The sequence below is a fragment of the Caulobacter sp. Root1455 genome (assembly GCF_001426905.1).
GTDB lineage: Bacteria > Pseudomonadota > Alphaproteobacteria > Caulobacterales > Caulobacteraceae > Caulobacter.
On sequence record NZ_LMFQ01000012.1, the window covers coordinates 20,790 to 39,070 of the forward strand.

Annotated in this window: 19 protein-coding genes, 1 tRNA gene and 1 pseudogene; 13 read left to right on the forward strand and 8 right to left on the reverse strand. The window is 69.4% G+C overall.

From position 1 onward, the window contains the following. The first annotated feature begins 93 nt into the window (after nt 1–93). Nucleotides 94–1,080: a DegT/DnrJ/EryC1/StrS family aminotransferase gene (locus ASD21_RS07435; protein ID WP_056438957.1), complete on the forward strand. Its 987-nt coding sequence runs from the start codon at nt 94–96 to the stop codon at nt 1,078–1,080. 144 nt (nt 1,081–1,224) lie between these two features. On the opposite strand, the gene ASD21_RS07440 is transcribed toward ASD21_RS07435, so the two are convergent. After that, the gene (locus tag ASD21_RS07440) at nt 1,225–2,244 is read right to left on the reverse strand and encodes an adenosine deaminase (protein ID WP_056438960.1); all 1,020 of its coding nucleotides are present in this window, start codon (nt 2,242–2,244) and stop codon (nt 1,225–1,227) included. A gap of 111 nt (nt 2,245–2,355) precedes the next feature. Between ASD21_RS07440 and ASD21_RS07445 the strand changes: the two genes are divergently transcribed. After that, nucleotides 2,356–2,742 (forward strand): hypothetical protein, encoded by a 387-nt coding sequence (locus ASD21_RS07445; protein ID WP_056438963.1) that lies wholly within the window; start codon nt 2,356–2,358, stop codon nt 2,740–2,742. A 96-nt stretch (nt 2,743–2,838) separates the two neighbouring features. On the opposite strand, the gene ASD21_RS07450 is transcribed toward ASD21_RS07445, so the two are convergent. The 4 genes from ASD21_RS07450 to ASD21_RS07465 all read right to left on the reverse strand — a co-directional run bounded on the left by ASD21_RS07450 (nt 2,839) and on the right by ASD21_RS07465 (nt 5,155). Continuing rightward, entirely contained in the window at nt 2,839–3,729 is an 891-nt protein-coding gene (locus ASD21_RS07450; protein ID WP_056438966.1) for a pirin family protein, read from the reverse strand. A 92-nt stretch (nt 3,730–3,821) separates the two neighbouring features. After that, a complete protein-coding gene (locus tag ASD21_RS07455) occupies nt 3,822–4,235 on the reverse strand; it encodes a GFA family protein (protein WP_056438969.1) in 414 nt (137 codons plus the stop codon). 93 nt (nt 4,236–4,328) lie between these two features. Further along, the gene (locus tag ASD21_RS07460) at nt 4,329–4,829 is read right to left on the reverse strand and encodes an SRPBCC family protein (RefSeq protein WP_056438972.1); all 501 of its coding nucleotides are present in this window, start codon (nt 4,827–4,829) and stop codon (nt 4,329–4,331) included. Continuing rightward, nucleotides 4,826–5,155, reverse strand: coding sequence for an ArsR/SmtB family transcription factor (locus ASD21_RS07465; RefSeq protein ID WP_056438974.1), 330 nt, complete (start codon nt 5,153–5,155; stop codon nt 4,826–4,828). Before ASD21_RS07465 ends, ASD21_RS07460 begins: the two co-directional genes overlap by 4 nt. A gap of 146 nt (nt 5,156–5,301) precedes the next feature. Here ASD21_RS07465 and ASD21_RS25220 point away from each other — a divergent pair. Next, nucleotides 5,302–5,401: pseudogene (locus ASD21_RS25220) on the forward strand (hypothetical protein); the annotation flags it as partial. On the opposite strand, the gene ASD21_RS07470 reads toward ASD21_RS25220, so the two are convergent. Then, complete coding sequence (locus ASD21_RS07470) at nt 5,394–5,891, reverse strand: Lrp/AsnC family transcriptional regulator (protein WP_029914476.1); 498 nt, start codon at nt 5,889–5,891, stop codon at nt 5,394–5,396. The pseudogene ASD21_RS25220 and the gene ASD21_RS07470 sit on opposite strands and share 8 nt — an antisense overlap. A 142-nt stretch (nt 5,892–6,033) precedes the next feature. On the opposite strand from ASD21_RS07470, the gene ASD21_RS07475 reads away from it, so the two are divergent. Further along, entirely contained in the window at nt 6,034–9,465 is a 3,432-nt protein-coding gene (locus ASD21_RS07475) for an indolepyruvate ferredoxin oxidoreductase family protein (RefSeq protein WP_056438978.1), read from the forward strand. Nucleotides 9,466–9,560: 95 nt separating this feature from the next. On the opposite strand, the gene ASD21_RS07480 is transcribed toward ASD21_RS07475, so the two are convergent. Beyond that, on the reverse strand, nt 9,561–10,676 hold the full coding sequence (locus ASD21_RS07480; protein ID WP_056438980.1) for a hypothetical protein: 1,116 nt from the start codon (nt 10,674–10,676) through the stop codon (nt 9,561–9,563). A 160-nt stretch (nt 10,677–10,836) separates the two neighbouring features. Here ASD21_RS07480 and ASD21_RS07485 point away from each other — a divergent pair, with 160 nt between their 5' ends. Genes ASD21_RS07485 through ASD21_RS07495 form a run of 3 tightly spaced genes read left to right on the forward strand, consistent with a single transcriptional unit; the run spans nt 10,837 to nt 12,702 of the window. Continuing rightward, nucleotides 10,837–11,136: a hypothetical protein gene (locus ASD21_RS07485; RefSeq protein WP_056438983.1), complete on the forward strand. Its 300-nt coding sequence runs from the start codon at nt 10,837–10,839 to the stop codon at nt 11,134–11,136. Nucleotides 11,137–11,158: 22 nt separating this feature from the next. Beyond that, a complete protein-coding gene (locus ASD21_RS07490; protein WP_056438986.1) occupies nt 11,159–12,274 on the forward strand; it encodes an NAD(P)/FAD-dependent oxidoreductase in 1,116 nt (371 codons plus the stop codon). Between the two features lie 56 nt (nt 12,275–12,330). Continuing rightward, nucleotides 12,331–12,702, forward strand: a complete 372-nt coding sequence (locus ASD21_RS07495) for a hypothetical protein (RefSeq protein ID WP_056438991.1) — start codon at nt 12,331–12,333, stop codon at nt 12,700–12,702. A 145-nt stretch (nt 12,703–12,847) separates the two neighbouring features. Here ASD21_RS07495 and ASD21_RS07500 read toward each other — a convergent pair whose 3' ends face one another. After that, entirely contained in the window at nt 12,848–14,065 is a 1,218-nt protein-coding gene (locus tag ASD21_RS07500; protein ID WP_056438993.1) for a PQQ-dependent sugar dehydrogenase, read from the reverse strand. 268 nt (nt 14,066–14,333) lie between these two features. Here ASD21_RS07500 and ASD21_RS07505 point away from each other — a divergent pair, with 268 nt between their 5' ends. The 6 genes from ASD21_RS07505 (at nt 14,334) to ASD21_RS07530 (ending at nt 18,277) form a co-directional block, all read left to right on the forward strand. Further along, complete coding sequence (locus ASD21_RS07505; protein WP_056438996.1) at nt 14,334–15,386, forward strand: glycosyltransferase; 1,053 nt, start codon at nt 14,334–14,336, stop codon at nt 15,384–15,386. Between the two features lie 44 nt (nt 15,387–15,430). Then, nucleotides 15,431–15,507, forward strand: a tRNA-Met gene (locus ASD21_RS07510). A 129-nt stretch (nt 15,508–15,636) separates the two neighbouring features. Further along, nucleotides 15,637–16,047: a YciI family protein gene (locus ASD21_RS07515; RefSeq protein WP_056439705.1), complete on the forward strand. Its 411-nt coding sequence runs from the start codon at nt 15,637–15,639 to the stop codon at nt 16,045–16,047. Then, the gene (locus ASD21_RS07520) at nt 16,044–17,309 is read left to right on the forward strand and encodes an RNA polymerase sigma factor (protein WP_056439001.1); all 1,266 of its coding nucleotides are present in this window, start codon (nt 16,044–16,046) and stop codon (nt 17,307–17,309) included. The genes ASD21_RS07515 and ASD21_RS07520 overlap by 4 nt, the downstream gene beginning before the upstream one ends. An 82-nt stretch (nt 17,310–17,391) precedes the next feature. Further along, nucleotides 17,392–17,826 (forward strand): YybH family protein, encoded by a 435-nt coding sequence (locus ASD21_RS07525; protein WP_056439004.1) that lies wholly within the window; start codon nt 17,392–17,394, stop codon nt 17,824–17,826. A gap of 28 nt (nt 17,827–17,854) precedes the next feature. Next, nucleotides 17,855–18,277, forward strand: coding sequence for a VOC family protein (locus tag ASD21_RS07530; protein ID WP_056439007.1), 423 nt, complete (start codon nt 17,855–17,857; stop codon nt 18,275–18,277). Nucleotides 18,278–18,281: the final 4 nt, after the last annotated feature.

Consider the following 18,281-nt stretch of genomic DNA (forward strand, 5'->3'; position numbering starts at 1 on the left):
CCGCATCTGGGCTCGCCGAGTCAGTCGATACGTTTGCTTAACCATAAAGGCGCTGTCGTGTGACAGAGCCGGATTGTTCGGAAGCGACGTCTGATGCAAGCCCAGCCCAAAGCCTCATTGTCGCCGGAAGCCCGCAAGCAGGCCAAGGCCGAAGCGGCGCTCGCGGCGGCCGGCGTTCCCCTGGATTTCGCGGCCGTGGAGAAGGTGCTCCGCCAGGGTCTGACCCCCGGCCTCGACGCCAAGCTGGCCGACCGCTTCGACCGTCCCACCGCCGTCCGCGCCGTCGCCACCCGCGTGGCCGCCCTGACCGCCGCCCTCGTCGCCTCGGGCGTACGTCGCGGCGGCGTCTGCATCGTTCCGGCCCTAGCCTCGGCCGCCACGCTGGAGGCGGTCGCCGCCGCCGGCCTGCGGGCCTGGCTGGTCGACGTGGATCCCTACAGCTGGATGTTCGATCCGGCCCACCTGCGCGAGCGTCTCGGTGAGGCCCCGCCGCCGATCGAGGCCATCGTCCCCACCTGCGCCTTCGGCCGCGCCCCCGACATGACCGCCTGGGCAGCCTTCCAGCGCGAGACCGGCCTGCCGATCGTGGTCGACGCCACCGACGGCTTCGACGTGATCATGGACGCCCCGGTCCCCGTGGTCGTCGGCCTGCCCAGCGGGCGCGGCGTGTTCGTGGCCAGCCAGGACGCCGACTTCATCGCCCGCCTTGACGCGCCGGCCTTCGTCGGCGAGGCCGGGCTCGACAACTGGTCCAGCCAGCGCCTGCGCCTGGCCACCGCCGCCCAACGCCTGCGCATGCTGCTGATGGGCGCCTCGATCGGCTTCCAGCCGGGTTGGGGCATGAGCTGGGTGTCCGACGCCTGGGTCGTCAGCGTCCCCGAAGGCGCGGCTCCGGTCGTGGCCGAGAAGCTGGCCGAGATGGGCTACGCCACCAACCCGGTCGGCCCCGGCATCGTCGTCCGCGACCAGACGCCGGTGGCGGATCGCCTAGCCAAGTCGGTGCTGAGCCTGCCGTTCCATGCGGACCTGGGCATCGCGGAGCTGGACGAGTTGGCCGAGGCGGTTCGTAAGGCGCTCTAGCGGCGAACACCTGCCCCCTACGGATCGCTTCGCGATCGTCTTCCCCCATAGGGGGAAGAGGAGCCTTGCGCGTGTCCTCCGCCCCCTATGGGGGCGGACAGACCGCGAAGCGGTCAGGTGGGGGCAAGTCAGTGAGCCGCTGCCCTACTGCGCCGCCACGTAGGCGTCGATTCCCGCCACTCGCCGCGCCTTCTCCGCCTCATCCAGAAACGACCCCGTGAAGCTGTTCTTGGCCAGGGTCACCAGCTCGTCCCGCGTCAGGCCGACGGCTTCCGCCGTCTGCACGTAGTTCTCCAGCAGGTAGCCGCCGAAATAGGCCGGGTCGTCGGAATTGACCGTGGCCTTCAGGCCCAGCTTCAGCATGCGCTTCAGCGGGTGTTCCTTCAGGTCCGACACCCCGCACAGCTTCAGGTTCGACAGCGGGCAGACGGTCAGGGTCGTGGCGTCCTGCACCAGGCGGGCGGTCAGGCAGTCGTCCTCCAGGGCGCGGTTGCCGTGGTCGATGCGGTCGACGTCGAGGATGTCCACCGCTTCCCAGACGTAGGCCGGCGGGCCTTCCTCGCCGGCGTGGGCCACGACCTTGAGGCCCAAGTCGCGGGCCGCCTGCATCACCCGGGCGAACTTGGCGGGCGGGTGGCCGACCTCCGAGGAGTCCAGGCCCACCCCGGCGATCTTGGAAAGATACGGTTTGGCCTGCTCCAGGGTGGCGAAGGCGGCGGCCTCGTCCAGGTGGCGCAGGAAGCAGAGGATCAGCTTGGAGGTGACGCCCAGGGTTCGCTCGGCCTCTTCCATGCCGGCGGTCAGCCCCTCGATCACCGTGCCGAAGGCCACGCCGCGGTCGGTGTGGGTCTGAGGGTCGAAGAAGATCTCGGCGTGAGTCCCGCCGTCGGCCTTCAGCCGGCGGAAATAGGCCAGGGCCAGGTCCTTGAAGTCGGCTTGCGTCAGGAGCACGCCCGCGCCCTGGTAATAGATGTCCAGGAAGTCCTGCAGGTTCGAGAAGGCGTAGGCGGCGCGGATCTCGTCCACCGTCTTGAACGGCAGGGTCACGCCGTTGCGCTCGGCCAGCTCGAACATCAGCTCGGGCTCGAGGCTGCCCTCGATGTGCATGTGCAGCTCGGCCTTGGGCAGGCCGCGGACGAAGGTTTCGAGGGCGAGATCGGTCATGGGGGAATTATGGGCGCTGAGGGCGGGACGGTTCAACCGGGATCGTGACGACGCGGGACGGGGACATGCACTTGTGCGTGTCCCCGACCCGGGCACGGGCTAAAGGCGCTCGTGACCACGAATTCTTCCCTTCCCCAGCCCGTCGAGGACGCGGGGCCCGACATCGGCTTGGCCGAGGCGGAGGCCGCCGCCCTCTACGGCCGCGACTACCGCAAGACGCTGGCCAGCGACGACGGCTTCCAGCGGCTGGACGCGGTGGAGCGGCTGGCCGGCGCCCGCGCGGCGCTGTCGGTGCAGGAGGTCGCGGTGATGGACATGGCCGCCGGTCGGGGCCACGCCCTGGCCGAAATCGTCCGGCTCACGGGTCGCGAGGCGGCCTTCATCGAGGCCTTGTTCCTGGGCGCCTGCGCCAGGCTCGTGGCGCATTACCAGGCCGTGGGCGAGGCCGACGACGAGGTCGGGCCGGGGCCGCCGAGGCTGCCCGGGCCGTTCTTGTAGCGAGCGAACCTCGGGTCATCCCATTCTCAAAATCGCCGCCATCCCGGGCCTTGTGCGCGGGATGACGGTTGAAGGGAATGGCGAGGGCTCCGTCCCCTACGACATCGGCGGCGGGGGCGGCGGCGGCTCGGGCAGGGGGGTGAACTCCTGGTCGTCCAGGTCGGGCAGCTTCATGCGCTGGGCCCGCCAGTCGGCCTTGGCCTGCTCGATCCGCTCCTTGGACGAGGAGACGAAGTTCCACTCGATGAAGCGCGGCCCCACCGGCTCGCCGCCCAGCAGCATGACGGTCGAGGGCTCGATCGCCTCGAAGGTGATCGTCTCGCCCGGCTTGAACACCGCCATCTGGCCGGCGTGCAGCACCTGGCCGGCGGCCTCGACCTTGCCGGTGGCGACATAGGCGGCGCGCTCGGGATATTCGGCCGGCAGACCGGCCTTGGCCCCGGCCGTCATCTCCCAGTGCACGTAGAACAGCGGCGAGAACACCGGCACCTTGGCCTCGGCCCCGAACGCCTTGCCGGCCACCAGCGCCGCCTTCAGGCCATTGGCCTCGTAGATCGGCATCTCGTCGCGGGCGTGGTGCGAGAAGGCCGGGGCGACCTCCTCCTGGCCGTCGGGCAGGGCCACCCAGGCCTGGATGCCGTGCATCGTCCCGCCGTGTTCGCGCAGTCCCTCGAAGCGCTCGGAATGGGTGATGCCGCTGCCGGCCGTCATCCAGTTGACCTCGCCCGGACGAATGACCAGCTCGGAGCCCAGGCTGTCGCGATGGGTGATCTCGCCTTCGAACAGGTAGGTCAGGGTCGACAAGCCGATGTGCGGGTGGGGCCGCACGTCGACATTGCGCGGGAAGCCGGGCTCGAAGCTGGCCGGGCCCATATGGTCGAAGAAGGTGAAGGGACCCACCATCCGCCGGCTGTGGAACGGCAGCACCCGCCCCACCTCGAAGCCGCCGAGATCCTTGCGTCGCTGGTCGATGACGAGGTCGATCATGGGAGGGCTCCGGGAGGCTGGAGCCCTCACTGTGACGGGTGCGGCAAGGCGATTCTAGAAGAATTTGGCCATGAAGCGGGGGTGGCCGGCGATCAGCCCGTCGGCATCCCCGCGAACGTCCGCTGGCCCGGCGCGACCGGGTCCCAGGCGTGGCCGCGCGCGGTGAACAGCGTCATCGAGGGCGCGTAGCGTTCCGGCGCGTCGAGGCTGGCGGCGTGGACGGTGAACAGGTCGGGCATGGCGGGGAAGGCCAGATAGACCGGCGCGCCGCAGGTCGGGCAGAAGGCGTGCGCCTTCACCGTGCCCAGGTCGCCGACGACCTCCCACCGCCGCGCCTCGCCGCTCAGCGTCACCGCCGCGTCCTTGAAGGTCAGGTACGAGCCGTGGCCCGTGCCGCTCAGGTGCTGGCAGTGGCGGCATTGGCAGTCGGCCATCACCAGCGGCTCGCCGACGATGGAATAGCGCACGGCGCCGCAAGCGCAGCCGCCCGTGAAGGGGTCGCTCATCGAAATCTCCTGGTTTTGAAGAGGGAGGTCCAAGAGCGTGACAGCCGAAAGCGGATGCCGGTTTCGGCGTCCGTCACGCTCTAAAGGTTTGAACTAGTGCTGGGTCTCGTCCTGCTCGGCCGTGCAGGTCTCGAGCCGCTGCATGACGGTCTTCCAGCCCTTGCCCATGCCCTCGAAGGCGGTCGCGTTGCGCGGCAGGACGAAGCCGGAATGGACCATGCGCACGCGGGTGCCGGCCTCGCTGGCCGTCAGGGTCCAGGTGACCACCGTCTCCAGCGGCGCGCCGTAGCCGACATTGGCCTCGTGGCCGCCGCTCCAGGCATAGGCGAAGCGCTCGTTCTCGGCCACTTCCAGCACCTGGCAGCGGATCACCCCGTCCCACTGGCCGCCCGGCGTGGTCTGGAAGGTGAAGCGATGGCCCTCGACCGGCGCGAAGTCGGTCGGCGCCATCAGCCAGCGGCCCATCAGGGCGCCGTTGGTCAGGGCCTTCCACACGGTCTGGGGCGCATGCGGGAAGACCTCGTCGACGACGATCTGGCCCCCATCTGATTCGGAGGTGTCGGGCTCGGCGAGCGAGCGGGCCGGGTTGGTCATGGGTCGATCTCCTGAAGAAGGGCGCGCAGGTCGGCGAACCGTTCGCGCCAGAACACGCCGTAGTGGGTCATCCAGTCGACCAGCGGCGTCAGGCCGTCGGGCTGGGCGCGGTAATAGACGTTGCGGCCCTCGGGGCGCTCGACCACCAGACCGGCGGTCCTCAGCGACTTCAGGTGCTGGGACACCGCGCCCTGGCTGACGCCGGCCCCGCGGGTCAGCTCGCCCACGCTGATTTCCTCGGATCGCACGATCCGCTCGTAGACGGCCCGTCGCGTGGGGTCGGCCAAGGCGCGCATGACGGCGTCGATGGGGGCGGCTTCGATCATGGCGGACCAATTAGCAGCGACTAATGCATTAGTCAATGCTAATTGGTTTGGATTTTAGTTTCCTTCTCCCCTTGCGGGAGAAGGTGTCGGCGCAGCCGACGGATGAGGGGTTTCTCAAACGGAAAACGCCGCGACCGGCCTTTCGGCTGACCGCGGCGTTCGATGTCTTTCGACCCCTCATCCGACCTGCTTCGCAGGCCACCTTCTCCCGCAAGGGGAGAAGGACGAAGAAGGCGTGCTAGCTCAGCGGGCTGACATAGGGGCTGACCAGACCCAGCGGCACGGCCGTGGAGTTCTTGACCCCGCGGATGACGATCCGGCTCTCGATATTGCTGACCAGGCCCAGCGACAGCAGCTTGTCGCGCAGGAACTCGTCGAAGGCGCGCATGTCGCGGGTGACGATGCGCAGCTCGTAGTCGGCCGCGCCGGTCACGGTGGCGCACTGCACGACCTCGGCCCACTTGCCCACGGCCTGCTCGAAGACCTCGAGGTTTTCCTTGGTCGGCAGCGACAGCTTGGCGGTGCAATAGACCTCGAAGCCGAGGCCCAGCTTTTCGCGATCGAGGATGGTCACGCGGCGCTGAATGACGCCCGCGTCCTCCAGCCTTTTGATCCGTCGCCAGCACGGGCTGGACGACAGCCCGACTCGCTCCGCGATCTCCGCGACGGACAGTCCGGCGTCGTGTTGGATGAGATCCAGGATCTTGGCATCCACGGCGTCGAGTTGTTCGGACAAGATTTCCTCCCCCCAGAGGGTGATTGGCGCGCTGATCTTGCGCAAAGCGGCCTTGAGTCGGGCACACCTTGGGCAAACAATTTCCCCGTTTCTATAAGATATTGCTGAGCGGGCAGGAAGACCCGGGAGGAATTTTTTTGCTATGCGGCACTCGGAAGTCACGCTCGACGACAAATATCTGCTCGAAGATGGTCGCGCGTTCATCACCGGCGTGCAGGCGCTGATCAGAGTCCTCCTCGACAGAAAGCGCCTGGATACCCGGGCCGGGCTCAATACGGCGGGCTTCCTTTCCGGCTATCGGGGCTCGCCCCTGGGGGGATTGGATCAGCAGGCCGCTCGCCTCTCGAAGCTGCTCACCGCCCACGACGTGGTCTTCAAGGAAGGCCTGAACGAGGATCTGGCCGCCACCGCCGTCTGGGGCAGCCAGCAGGCGAACCTGTTCCCGGGCGCGACTCACGACGGCGTGTTCGGCATGTGGTACGGCAAGGCGCCGGGCGTGGACCGCACCGGCGACGTCTTCAAGCACGCCAATTTCGCCGGCGCCTTCCCGACCGGCGGCGTGCTGGCCGTGGCTGGCGACGACCACGCCTGCAAGAGCTCGACCCTGCCGTCGCAGTCTGAATTCGCGTTCCAGGACTTCGAGATGCCGGTGCTGTCGCCGGCCGACGTGCAGGAGGTGCTCGACTACGGCCTGCTGGGCATTTCGATGTCGCGCTTCTCCGGCCTGTGGACCGGCATGATCGCCCTGGCCGACACCATGGACAGCGGCGTGACCATCGACGTCTCGCTGGACCGCCACAAGCTGGTCGTGCCCGAGAACTTCCCGATGCCGCCGGGCGGCCTGGGCATCCGGCTGAAGGACCAGCCGATGGAGAAGGAGCGCCGCCTCCGTCTTCACAAGATCCCCGCCGCCCTGGCCTTCGCCCGCGCCAACGGGATCGACCGGGTCGTGCTGGGCGCGCATCACGTTCGCGTCGGCAAGGCGCGCCTGGGCATCGTCTGCCAGGGCCAGGCCTACAAGGACGTGCTGGAGGCCTTCACCGCCATGGGCATGAGCCTGGAGGAGGCGTCGGACCTGGGCGTCTCGATCTACAAGGTCGGCATGCCCTGGCCGCTGGAGCCGCTGGGCATCCGCGCCTTCGCCGCCGGCCTCGAGACCCTGATGGTCGTCGAGCACAAGCGCGGCCTGATCGAGCCCCAGGCCCGGGCCGCCCTCTACGACCTGCCAGCCCACGCCCGCCCGCGGATCATCGGCAAGCTGGACGAACACGGCCATCCGCTGCTGTCGGAGCTGGGCTCGCTGTCGGTGGCCGAAATCGCCCTGGCGATCTATGACCGCCTGCCGGACGGCCCGCACATGGAGCGGGCCCAGGCCTATCTGAACCGCGTCTCGGCCGCCGGCGTCGCCGCCGTCAGCCTGGCCGCCGACCAGGCCCGCAAGCCGTTCTTCTGCTCGGGCTGCCCGCACAACACCTCGACCAAGCTGCCCGAGGGCAGCAGGGCCCTGGCCGGCATCGGCTGCCACTACATGGCCAGCTTCAACGACCCGTCGACCGACCTGAACACCCACATGGGCGGCGAAGGCCTGACCTGGGTGGGCGCCGCGCCGTTCACCACCGAAAAGCACGTCTTCCAGAACCTGGGCGACGGCACCTACAACCACTCCGGCTCGCTGGCGATCCGCGCCGCGATCGCGGCCGGGGCCAACATCACCTACAAGCTGCTGTTCAACGACGCCGTCGCCATGACCGGCGGCCAGCGCGCCGAAAGCGGCTTCACCCCGGCCCAGATCACCCGCCAGCTGGCCGCCGAAGGCGTGGCCAAGACGGTGATCGTGGTCGACGAGCTGGAGCGCTATCAAAGCGTCAACGACCTGGCCCCCGGCGTCGAGGTCTTCCCGCGCGCCGAACTGATGAGCGTGCAGAAGATGCTGCGCGACACGCCTGGCACAACGGTGCTGCTCTACGACCAGACCTGCGCCACCGAAAAGCGCCGCCGCCGCAAGCGCGGGACCATGGCCAAGGCCACCAAGCGGGTGTTCATCAACCCGCTGGTCTGCGAGGGCTGCGGCGACTGCTCGATCAAGTCCAACTGCGTGTCGGTCGAGCCGCTGAACACCGAGTTCGGCCGCAAGCGCAAGATCAACCAGTCAACCTGCAACCAGGACTACAGCTGCGTCGACGGCTTCTGCCCGTCGTTCATCACCCTGGAAGGGGCCGAGAGCACGAACGCCAAGAAGGTCCCGGCCCTGACCGCCGACTCCACGCCCCTGCCGGTGTTCGACGACTTCCACGGCGTGCGCCGGATCATCTTCACCGGCGTCGGCGGCACCGGTGTGACGACCGTGGCCTCGATCCTGGCCATGGCCGCCCACGTGGACGGCCGCGCCGGCAGCGTGGTCGACATGACCGGCCTGGCCCAGAAGGGCGGCTCGGTGTTCAGCCACGTCAAGATCGGCGAGACCGAGGAGACGGTGGTCGGCGGCCGCGTGCCCGCCGCCAGCGCCGACGTGCTGATCGCCTGCGACATGCTGGTGGCCGCTTCGCCGGAAGGCCTGTCGCTGTACGCCAAGGACCGCACCAGCGCCTTCGGCAACAGCGACTTCGCCCCCACCGCCGACTTCGTCACCAGCCGCGACATCCGCTTCGACAGCGGGGCCATGGCCCGCCGCATCAAGGGCGCGGTGAAGAGCTTCGATTCCTGCCCGGCCCAGCACCTGGCCGAGACCCAGTTCGGCGACGCCATCTTCGCCAACATGATCATGGTCGGCTTCGCCTGGCAGCGCGGGGTGATCCCGCTGTCCAGCCGCGCGGTCTATCGGGCGATCAAGCTGAACGGCGTCGACTACGAGTCCAACCTGGCGGCCTTCGAACTGGGCCGCCGCGTGGCGCACGATCCGGCCTCGATGGGGCCGCGCGACGCCGACGTGCCGACGCCGGAGACCATGCCGCTGGACGCGCTGATCGCCAAGCGGGCCGCCGACCTGACGGCCTACCAGAACGAGGCCTACGCCAAGCGCTACCTGGCTCGGATCGAGAAGGTCGCGGCGGCCGAGGCGGCCAACGGCGGCGGTGAGGCCCTGACCCGCGCGGCGGCCGTCAACCTCTACAAGCTGATGGCCTACAAGGACGAGTACGAGGTCGCCCGGCTCTATACCGACGGTCGCTTCGCGGCCGAGCTGGCCGGGACCTTCAAGGGCGGCAAGGCCAAGGTCTGGCTGGCCCCGCCGATCATCGGCGCCAAGGACAAGGACGGCAAGCCGCGCAAGATGGCCTTCGGCGGCTGGATGCTCGACTACGCCTTCCCGATCATGGCGAAGATGAAGGGCCTGCGCGGCGGGCCGCTGGACGTGTTCGGCAAGACCGAGGAGCGCCGCATGGAGCGCGGCCTGATCGCCGACTACGAGGTCACGCTCGACCGCCTCGTCGGCGGCCTGACCCCCGAGCGCCTGCCGCTGGCGGCCCGCATCGCCTCGGTCCCGCAGGACATCCGCGGCTACGGCCACGTCAAGGACGCCTCGGTGGTTAAGGCCAAGGCCGAGGCCAAGACGTTGTGGAGCCAGTGGGAGGGGTAGGGGCGATAGCCCCGCACCTCCCTTTCAACCGTCATCCCGGGCCTTGTTGTTCAGTCCGGGATGACGATCGAAAGAGGGGGCGAAATTCGACCCGCCTACTTCTGCGTCGTCCCGTCCGCCCGGTCGGGCTTGGCGCCGCTGGCGCGGATGTTGGTCACCGACTGCAGGGTCCCGAACCAGAACGGCGAGCCCAACGAGACGGCCAGGCCGGTGATCGCCAGGCCCAGCAGGGTCAGGAAGATCTTCACCGTCGCGCTCCAGCCGCTGCGATAGGGCGTCTTGCAGACCGAGGCGGGCCGCTTGCTGGGGGGCAGGGACTTGAGCGGCTGATGGACCAGGGCGCAAAGGTTCTCCTGATTCCAGCCGATCGGCAGGGGCAGGTCCTGGGCCAGGTTGGCGGCGCTCTCGCCGGTGTCGCAGGCGGCCTCGGACGCGGCGCCGTCGACGTCGGCGGCGGCCTGGTCGCCATCCGTCGCGGCCGGGCCCGGCCCGGCCAACTGGGCCTGGGCGCCGCGCGCGTCGTCAGCGCCCCTGGCCGTCGTCGAGGCCTGGGCCACCAGGCCGGCCCGGGCCACCGGGTCGCGCCACAGGTTGTCGATCAACTGCAGCGAATTGACGTTGAAGGCTAAGGCGACCGCGAAGCCGGCCCAGAAGGTCAGCCGGTGGATCCAACGCTTATAGGCCCCGCCGGTGCGGTCCATGGCGCTGTCGAACCAGGTGGCGACCTTGGTCTGGAACACGTCGAGCTTGCCCTCGGCGTCGTCGAGCATCGGCAGCAGGGCGTTCTTCAGGGCGTCGTTATTCTGGATGCCGGCCACCGCGGTCTTCAGTTCGGCGAAGCTGAGATGGGCGGTTTCGGACGGCTTCAGCGTCTCGGTCAGGGCCACGGCGAAGGTCTTGCCGGGAATATAGGACGGCGCGTTCTTGAGCAGCGCGCCCCGCTTGGTGCAGTGGTCCTCGGCCGTCTGGTGGGACTTCAGGGCGCTGATCAGCGGGTGATTCCACACCGCGCACATCTCGGGCGACCATTCGCCGGAGGTCTTCTCCGAGCCGTCGCCGCCCAGCAGGCTCTGCACCCGCGACAGCAGATATTCGCTGCGCTTGTTGAGGAAGCTGGAGATGTATTCGTTGAGCGCGGTGACGAACAGGCTGACCAGCAGGTAGACGAAGATCAGTCCGATCGCGACGTCGAGCGCGGCGCCGAAGTTCATGATGCCCTTCCCTGGGGGCTGGTTCCCGCGACCAGCGCTTCCTCAACCTTGTCGCGCAAGGTTTCACAGCTCTCCGAAAAGGGCAACGAAGGTCGGCGAACCTCGGTCTCGGCCATGACCAGCGTCTAGCGCGTTCGCGGAGCCGTGCTAGGCTGGCCGCATGGATAAGCCGGTTCAGCCAAGGCCCGTCGTGGTGACCCTTCGGCCCGAGGACGCGTTCGATCTCGGAGAGCGCGTGGCGCGTGGCGAATTCTCGTCGCTGGACGAGGCGGTGGCCGCCGAACTGGCGGACCTGAACTATCGCCGCGCCGTCGAGATCATGGGCGGCGGCGACAAGCTGGAGGCCTTGCTGGAAAGGCTGGAGGCCGAGGATGACCCCGCGGCGAATGTCGAGGCCGAGGGCTTCTTCGCGGAGCTTCGCGCGGGCTTGAAGCAGCGCCTGGATGCATCGCGCGGGTGAAGCGGCGGCTGGTGATCTCCCAATGACCCAAGCATTCGATTTCGACGCCGTCGTGGTGGGCGCCGGCGCCGTCGGTCTGGCCTGCGGCTACGCCCTGTCCCGGCGGGGGCTGGTCGTCGCGGTGCTGGAGGGCGAAGGCCATATCGGCCAGGGCGTGTCGTCGCGCAATTCCGAGGTGATCCACGGCGGGCTCTACTATCCGACCGGCTCGCTGAAGGCGCGGTTCTGCGTCCAGGGACGGCGGCTGCTCTACGCGTTCCTCGACAAGCATCACCTCGACTACAAGAAGTGCGGCAAGCTGGTGGTGGCCACCAGCGAAAGCGAGATCCCGCAGCTGGAGGCGATCTTCCAGCAGGCCCTGGCCAACGACGTCGAGGGCATGGAGCACCTGACCGGCGTCCAGGCCCGGGCGCTGGAGCCGGGCCTCAACGCCCACACCGCCCTGCTGTCGCCCGAGAGCGGCGTGTTCGCCAGCCACGACTACATGCTGGCCCTGCAGGGCGAGATCGAGGCGGCCGGCGGGGCGGTGGTGGTGAGCACCCCGTTCGAGGGCGCCACGCCCCGAGCCGACGGCGGCTTCATCGTGCGGATCGGCGGGGCCGAGCCGGCCAGCCTGACCTGCCGCCTGCTGGTCACCGCCCCCGGCCTTTCGGCGCAGGCCGTGGCCGGGACGATCGAAGGCTTCCCGGCCGACCAGATTCCCAAGGGCTGGTACGGCAAGGGCGTCTATTTCCGGCTGGCGGCCAAGGCGCCGTTCCAGCGGCTGATCTATCCGCCGCCGATCCACGGAGCCCTGGGCACCCACTATCGCAACGACCTGGGCGGCCAGGCGGTGTTCGGGCCCGACCTGGAATACGTCCCGGCCCCCGACTATTCGGTCGATCCGGCCAAGGCGGCCGCCTTCGCCGCCTATGTCCGCAAGTTCTGGCCGGACGTGCCCGAGGCGCTGTTGGTTCCCGACTATGCCGGGGTGCGGCCCAAGATCCACGGTCCGGACGAGCCGCAGCCGGACTTCCAGCTGAGCGGCGCCGACACGCACGGGTTGGAAGGCCTGATGGCGCTGTTCGGCATCGAGAGCCCCGGCCTGACCAGTTCCCTGGCGATCGGCGAAGAGGTCGCGCTTCGCCTGACGGCGTAGCTTTGCCACCAACCGCCGCTTCGCGCGTTGCAATCTTGGCTTTTCAGGAGGGCGCGATGCTGGACGACTTCATCGACAGACTGATTTCGCGGTTGATGGCCGGGGCCGGCCTGATCATGGCCGCGGCGATCGCGGCGGTGGCGGGGGCGATGGCGGTGTTCGCCTTCCTGTCCCAGTGGGTCGGCTCGGCCTGGGCCTACACCATCGTCGCGGTGGTGGCGGCCGTGGTCGTCGCCGTCTGGTCGCTGCTGCACAAGCAGCACCTGGCCCGCACCCGGCAGCCGCCGCTGGACAAGCGGGTCCTGGCCATGATGCAGGAGCATCCGACGGCCTCGTTCCTGGCCGGCATGGCCGCCGCGACCCTGCTGAAGGGCAAGCCCTCGCTGGCCGCGAGTTTGTGGGAGGCTCGGAAGGGGAAACCGAAGTAGGGCGGTGGCTCACGCACTTGCCCCCACCTGACGGCTTCGCCGTCTGTCCGCCCCCAGAGGGGGCGGAGGACGCGCGCACGGCTCCTTTTCCCCCTCTGGGGGAAGACGGTCGCGAAGCGACCCATAGGGAGCAAGTGTTCGCCGCTTAGCCCTTCGGAACGACCCGCAGCACCCGCCCGTCGTCCTCATCCGTCACCAGGTACAGCGCCCCGTCCGGGCCGACCTTCACGTCGCGGATGCGGAAGTTCAGCTCCGACAGCAGGCGCTCCTCGCCGACCACCTGGTGGTCCTTCAGCGTCAGCCGCACCAGGTAGCCCTTGAGCCCGCCGACGAACAGGCTGCCCTTCCAGGCCGGGAACAGGTCGGCGTTGTAGAAGGCCAGGCCCGAGGGGGCGATCACCGGGTCCCAGTAGTAGAGCGGCTGCTCCATGCCCTCGTGCTGGGTGACGCCGTCGCCGATCGGCTTGCCCGAATAGTCCTCGCCATAGGTGATGGTCGGCCAGCCGTAGTCCTTGCCGGCCTTGGGGGTGTTGAGCTCGTCGCCGCCCTTGGCGCCGTGCTCGACGGTCCACAGCTCGCCGGTCCACGGGTTGATCGTCGCGCCCTGCAGGTTGCGGTGGCCCCTGGACCAGATCTCCGGCTTGGCCTGCGGATTGCCGACATAGGGGTTGTCGGCCGGGATCGAACCATCGGGCCGGATGCGGATGACCTTGCCCAGGGCCGCGTCCAGCTTCTGGGCCTGCATCCGGCCGGGGATGATCGACCGCTCGCCGGTGGTCACGAACAGCGCCCCGTCGCGGGCAAAGGCCAGGCGGCCGCCGAAGTGCAGGGCCGAGTCCATGGTCGGCATCTGCCGCCAGATCACCTGGACGTTCTCCAGCTTCGGCGCGGCGCCGGGCACGAGCTTGCCGCGCGCCGCCGTCGTGCCGTTGCCGCCTTCGCGCGGCTCGGCATAGGTCCAGTAGATCAGGCCGGTCTTGGCGTAGTCGGGGTCCAGCGCCACGTCCAGCAAGCCGCCCTGGCCCTCGGCATAGACCGCCGGCAGGCCGGCGACGGCGGGCGACAGCTTGCCGTCGGCGCCCAGGATCCGCAGGCGGCCGGCCCGCTCGGTGACCAGCTTGGAGCCGTCGGGCAGGAAGGCCAGGCTCCAGGGATGGTCCAAGCCCGTGGCCAGGGTCTCGACCTGATAGGCGACGCCCAGCTTCTCCTCGGGCGCGCGGGTCTGCCCTGGGAAGGCCGGCTTCTGGTCGGGCGCGTTGGGCGGACCGGTCTCGACCGGTGGGTTCGGCACGGCCTGGGCCGTGTTGGCGGGGCCGCACGCCGACAGGACCAGCGCGGCGAGGGCGAGATGGCGAAGACGCATGGGAACTGTCCGGTTGGGATGGGGGCGACGGGGCTGTTGACGACGTTGTCATTTCAATCCGCGCTTGTCATCCGCTCCTAGCTGTCATCCCGGACGAGCGCGCAGCGCGAAGATCCGGGACCGACGCCTGAGCGCCGCGCTTCCGGCGGTCCCGGATCTTCACCCGGCTTCGCCGGGCTCGTCCGGGATGACAGGCAGGAGGGAGCGTTGACTTGAACCACGCCGCCGACGAAGGTCCGGCCTCGCCGAGCCAGAAACGGAGCCCGCCTTGACCGCCATCCTGCACGCCATGTTGGGCAAGGGCCTGGGCGGGCTGGAGCAGGTGTTCCTCGACTACCAGCCGATCCTGGAGGCCTACGCGGCCCGGGACGGCGGCGCGGCCACGGGCCTGGTCCGGGCCGGCGGCAAGGTCGCCGCCCAACAGAGCGGCCGCGTGCCGCCGCTGACGGCCATGCCGGCCTATACCGACTGGGACCCGGTGACGGTCGGCGCCGCCCGCAAGATCGTCAAGGCCACGGCCCCGAACCTGATCCTCAGCCACGGCCAGCGGCCCGCCCGCCTGCTGGCCAGGGTCGCGCCGGCCAAGGCCGTGCTGGCGATCTGCGTGCACAAGCCGGCCTTCGACGTCGAGACCACGCGCACCCACTATGTCTGCGTCGGCCGGCACCTGGCCGACCTGGCGATCGAGCGCGGCGTGCCGGCCCAGCGCGTGCACTTCGTGCCCAACGCCGTGAAGCCGCCGACAACGCTGGCGACGCCGTTTCGCGACGGAATCTGCGCGCCGCGCGTCGTCGCCGCCGGCCGCCTGCATCCCAAGAAGGGCTTCGACGTGCTGATCGCCGCCCTGGCGCTGCTGCGCGATCAGGGCCAGGGCTTCGAGTGCGAGATCGCCGGCGAGGGCGACGAGCGCGGCAAGCTGGAGGGACTGATCGCCCAGCACGGCCTGGGCGATCGCGTGCGCCTGGTCGGTTGGCGCGGCGACGTCTCGGCCTTCCTGGCGACCGGTGACGTCTTCGCCTTCCCGTCCCACCAGGAGGGCTTTCCGCTGGTGCTGCTCGAGGCCATGGCCGTCGGCCTGCCGGCCGTGTCGGCCGCGATTCCCGGGCCGGTGGAGATGATCGAAGGCGGCGTCGACGGCGTCCTGGTCCCGCCGGGCGACCCGGCCGCCCTGGCGAAGGCCCTGGCCGGCGTGATCGCCACCCCTCGAAAGGCCCGCGCCCTGGGCGTGGCGGCCCGCGCCAAGGTGTTGGCCGACTATGGTCCGGAAAGCCTGAAGCGGCGTCTCGACGCGGTGCTCGATCTGATGCTCGGACGGGCTTGAAGCCGCCCCCGCTTTGCGCTTATAAGCCCGCCTCCGCTTCGTGCGGCTGGGTAGCTCAGATGGTTAGAGCGGTGGATTCATAACCCACAGGTCGGCGGTTCGATCCCGCCCCCAGCCACCACCCCCGGGTCCTGGCGGCCCTGGATGTCGGCGGTTCCCAAAATCAAAACCCCGCGACCCAATATTTCGCGTCGCCGTGTCGGATCGCGCCGTGCCTGATCGTCCTGGCTACGACAAGGTGCGCGGTCCGATGCTCTATGCCATTCTCTGCTACAATTCCGAGGACGCGGTCGGCGCCTGGACGCCGGCGGAGGACGCCGTGGTCATGGCCCGGCTCGCGATGGTCGAGGCCGTGCTGGCCGGCGCCGATCGACTGGGCGCGGTGGCCCGCCTGCTGCCGACGACGGCCGCCGTCACCCTACGCAAGGGGCGCCCGGAGGGGGGCCGCGAGTCGGTGGTGATCGACGGGCCGTTCGCCGAGACCAAGGAGCAGCTCCTGGGGTTCTATGTCGTCGATTGCGGGAACCTGGACGGGGCGATCGACGTGGCGCGCGACCTGGCCGCGGCCAATCCCGACCGGGGCGCCTATGAAATCCGTCCGCTGGCCGTCTATCGTCCCGGCGGCTTGACCCAAGGACGCGCGAGGAAGGTTCGGGCATGACCATCGCCAATATCGACGCGGCCTGGATCGACGCCGCCCTGACCGCGGCCCGGCCCCAGGCGGTGGCGGCGCTGCTGCGCTATTTCCGCGACCTGGACACCGCCGAGGAGGCCTTCCAGGACGCCTGCCTGCGAGCCTTGAAGGCCTGGCCCAAGAATGGTCCGCCGCGCGACCCGACCGCCTGGCTGATCCTGGTCGGCCGCAACGCCGCCCTGGACGGTGTGCGCAAGCAGAGCAAGTCGTCGCCGCTGCCGCCGGAAGAGCTGATCTCCGACCTGGAGGACGCCGAGGCCGCCCTGGTCGACCGGCTGGACGGCGAGCACTATCGCGACGACGTGCTGCGGCTGCTGTTCATCTGCTGCCATCCGGACCTGCCGGCGACCCAGCAGGTCGCCGTGGCCCTGCGCATCGTCTCGGGCCTGTCGGTCAGACAGATCGCTCGCGCCTTCCTGGTCGGCGAGTCGGCGATGGAGCAGCGGATCACCCGCGCCAAGGCCCGGATCGGAGCGGCCGACGTGCCGTTCGGCGCGCCCGACCCCGAGGAACGGGATAAGCGCCTGACCGCCGTGGCGGCCATGGTCTATCTGATCTTCAACGAGGGCTATTCGGCCGGCGGCAAGGAACTGCTGACCCGCGGCTCGCTGTGCGACGAGGCCATCCGGCTGGCGCGCCTGCTGCTGCGCCTATTCCCCAGCGAGCCGGAGATCATGGGCCTGACCGCCCTGCTGCTGCTGCAGCACGCCCGCGCGCCGGCGCGGTTCGACGCCGACGGGGCGGTGGTGCTGCTGGAGGACCAGGACCGCTCGCTGTGGAACCCGCGGATGATCGCCGAGGGGCTGGCCCTGATCGACAAGGCGGTGCGCCATCGCCGGCCCGGACCCTATCTGGTGCAGGCCGCCATCGCCGCCGAGCACGACCGCGCCGAACGGGCGGATCTGACCAACTGGACTCGGATCGACTTGCTGTACGGCGACCTGGAGCAACTGGCGCCGTCGCCGGTGGTCACGCTGAACCGGGCCGTGGCGGTGTCGAAGGTGGCCGGGCCCGAGGCGGCGCTGACGATGATCGAGCCGCTGGCGCCCAAGCTGTCGGGCTATTTCCACTTCTTCGGCGTGAAGGGCGGACTGCTGCTGCAACTGGATCGGCGGGACGAGGCGCGCGTCGCCTTCGACCAGGCCATCGCCCTGGCCAACACCGCCGCCGAGGCCGCCCACATCCGCCTGCACCTGGACAGGCTGATGAAGGAAGGGACGGGCGGCTAGGGGATCTCGAAAAAAGTTTCCGGCGCGTGTCGGGTCGGCGGGGCGGCGTCCGTCCTTTGGTCGAACCCAACGGGAGACCGCCATGCCTGACGCCGCCGCCGACGAGGTCGCGATCCGTCGCGTGATCGACGCCTGGACCAAGGCGCTGCACGACAAGGACGCCCAGGGCGCGACCGCCGACCTGACCGCCGACTTCGCGCTCTATTCGCTGGCCCCGCCGCTGGGCTCCACGGGGCCCGATCCCGCCGGCTTGCAGGCCTGGTTCGACACCTGGTCCAGCCCCATCGGCTATGACTTGCCCGATCTCGAGATCGCCGCCGCCGGCGACGTGGCCTTCGCCCACGGCCTGGCCCACATGACCGGGACCAAGACCGACGGCGAGATCGCCGACCTGTGGTTCCGCTGCACCCTGGGCCTGCGCAAGCGCGGCGGCGCCTGGAAGATCGTCCACGCCCACGAGTCCGTGCCGTTCCTGATGGACGGCAGCTTCAAGGCCGCCCTCGACCTGAAGCCCTGACCAACCCCTCGACTGGAGAGAAACGTCCATGACCGACGCCCAACCGAAAATGCCCGAGTTGCCGCCCGTTTCCGGGGGCATCGTGCCCTACCTGTCGCCGAGCAACGCCGGCCAGGCGGCCGACTTCTACGCCAAGGCCTTCGGGGCCCAGGACCTCTACCGCATGCCGCCGGACGAGAAGGGCCGGACCATGCACATCCACCTGCTGATCAACGGCAATTCGCTGATGCTCAGCGACTTCTATCCCGAGCATGGCTACCCCGAGGAAAAGCCCGCCGCCTTCACCCTGCACCTGCAGGTCGACGACGTGGACAAGTGGTTCGAGCGCGCGGTGGCGGCCGGGTGCGAGGTGACCTTGCCGGTGCAGCTGATGTTCTGGGGCGACCGCTACGGCCAGTTGAAGGATCCCTACGGCTTCTCGTGGTCGATCGCCACGACGCCCAAGGCCTGAAGCC

What these genes read in the sequence shown, in the direction of transcription:
- ASD21_RS07435 (WP_056438957.1), top strand. Translation starts at nt 94, where the DNA reads ATGCAAGCCCAGCCCAAAGCCTCATTGTCGCCGGAAGCCCGCAAGCAG.
- ASD21_RS07440 (WP_056438960.1), bottom strand. Translation starts at nt 2,244, where the DNA reads ATGACCGATCTCGCCCTCGAAACCTTCGTCCGCGGCCTGCCCAAGGCC.
- ASD21_RS07450 (WP_056438966.1), bottom strand. Translation starts at nt 3,729, where the DNA reads ATGATCGACCTCGTCATCGACCAGCGACGCAAGGATCTCGGCGGCTTC.
- ASD21_RS07455 (WP_056438969.1), bottom strand. Translation starts at nt 4,235, where the DNA reads ATGAGCGACCCCTTCACGGGCGGCTGCGCTTGCGGCGCCGTGCGCTAT.
- ASD21_RS07460 (WP_056438972.1), bottom strand. Translation starts at nt 4,829, where the DNA reads ATGACCAACCCGGCCCGCTCGCTCGCCGAGCCCGACACCTCCGAATCA.
- ASD21_RS07465 (WP_056438974.1), bottom strand. Translation starts at nt 5,155, where the DNA reads ATGATCGAAGCCGCCCCCATCGACGCCGTCATGCGCGCCTTGGCCGAC.
- ASD21_RS07475 (WP_056438978.1), top strand. Translation starts at nt 6,034, where the DNA reads ATGCGGCACTCGGAAGTCACGCTCGACGACAAATATCTGCTCGAAGAT.
- ASD21_RS07480 (WP_056438980.1), bottom strand. Translation starts at nt 10,676, where the DNA reads ATGAACTTCGGCGCCGCGCTCGACGTCGCGATCGGACTGATCTTCGTC.
- ASD21_RS07485 (WP_056438983.1), top strand. Translation starts at nt 10,837, where the DNA reads ATGGATAAGCCGGTTCAGCCAAGGCCCGTCGTGGTGACCCTTCGGCCC.
- ASD21_RS07490 (WP_056438986.1), top strand. Translation starts at nt 11,159, where the DNA reads ATGACCCAAGCATTCGATTTCGACGCCGTCGTGGTGGGCGCCGGCGCC.
- ASD21_RS07495 (WP_056438991.1), top strand. Translation starts at nt 12,331, where the DNA reads ATGCTGGACGACTTCATCGACAGACTGATTTCGCGGTTGATGGCCGGG.
- ASD21_RS07500 (WP_056438993.1), bottom strand. Translation starts at nt 14,065, where the DNA reads ATGCGTCTTCGCCATCTCGCCCTCGCCGCGCTGGTCCTGTCGGCGTGC.
- ASD21_RS07515 (WP_056439705.1), top strand. Translation starts at nt 15,637, where the DNA reads ATGCTCTATGCCATTCTCTGCTACAATTCCGAGGACGCGGTCGGCGCC.
- ASD21_RS07520 (WP_056439001.1), top strand. Translation starts at nt 16,044, where the DNA reads ATGACCATCGCCAATATCGACGCGGCCTGGATCGACGCCGCCCTGACC.
- ASD21_RS07525 (WP_056439004.1), top strand. Translation starts at nt 17,392, where the DNA reads ATGCCTGACGCCGCCGCCGACGAGGTCGCGATCCGTCGCGTGATCGAC.
- ASD21_RS07530 (WP_056439007.1), top strand. Translation starts at nt 17,855, where the DNA reads ATGACCGACGCCCAACCGAAAATGCCCGAGTTGCCGCCCGTTTCCGGG.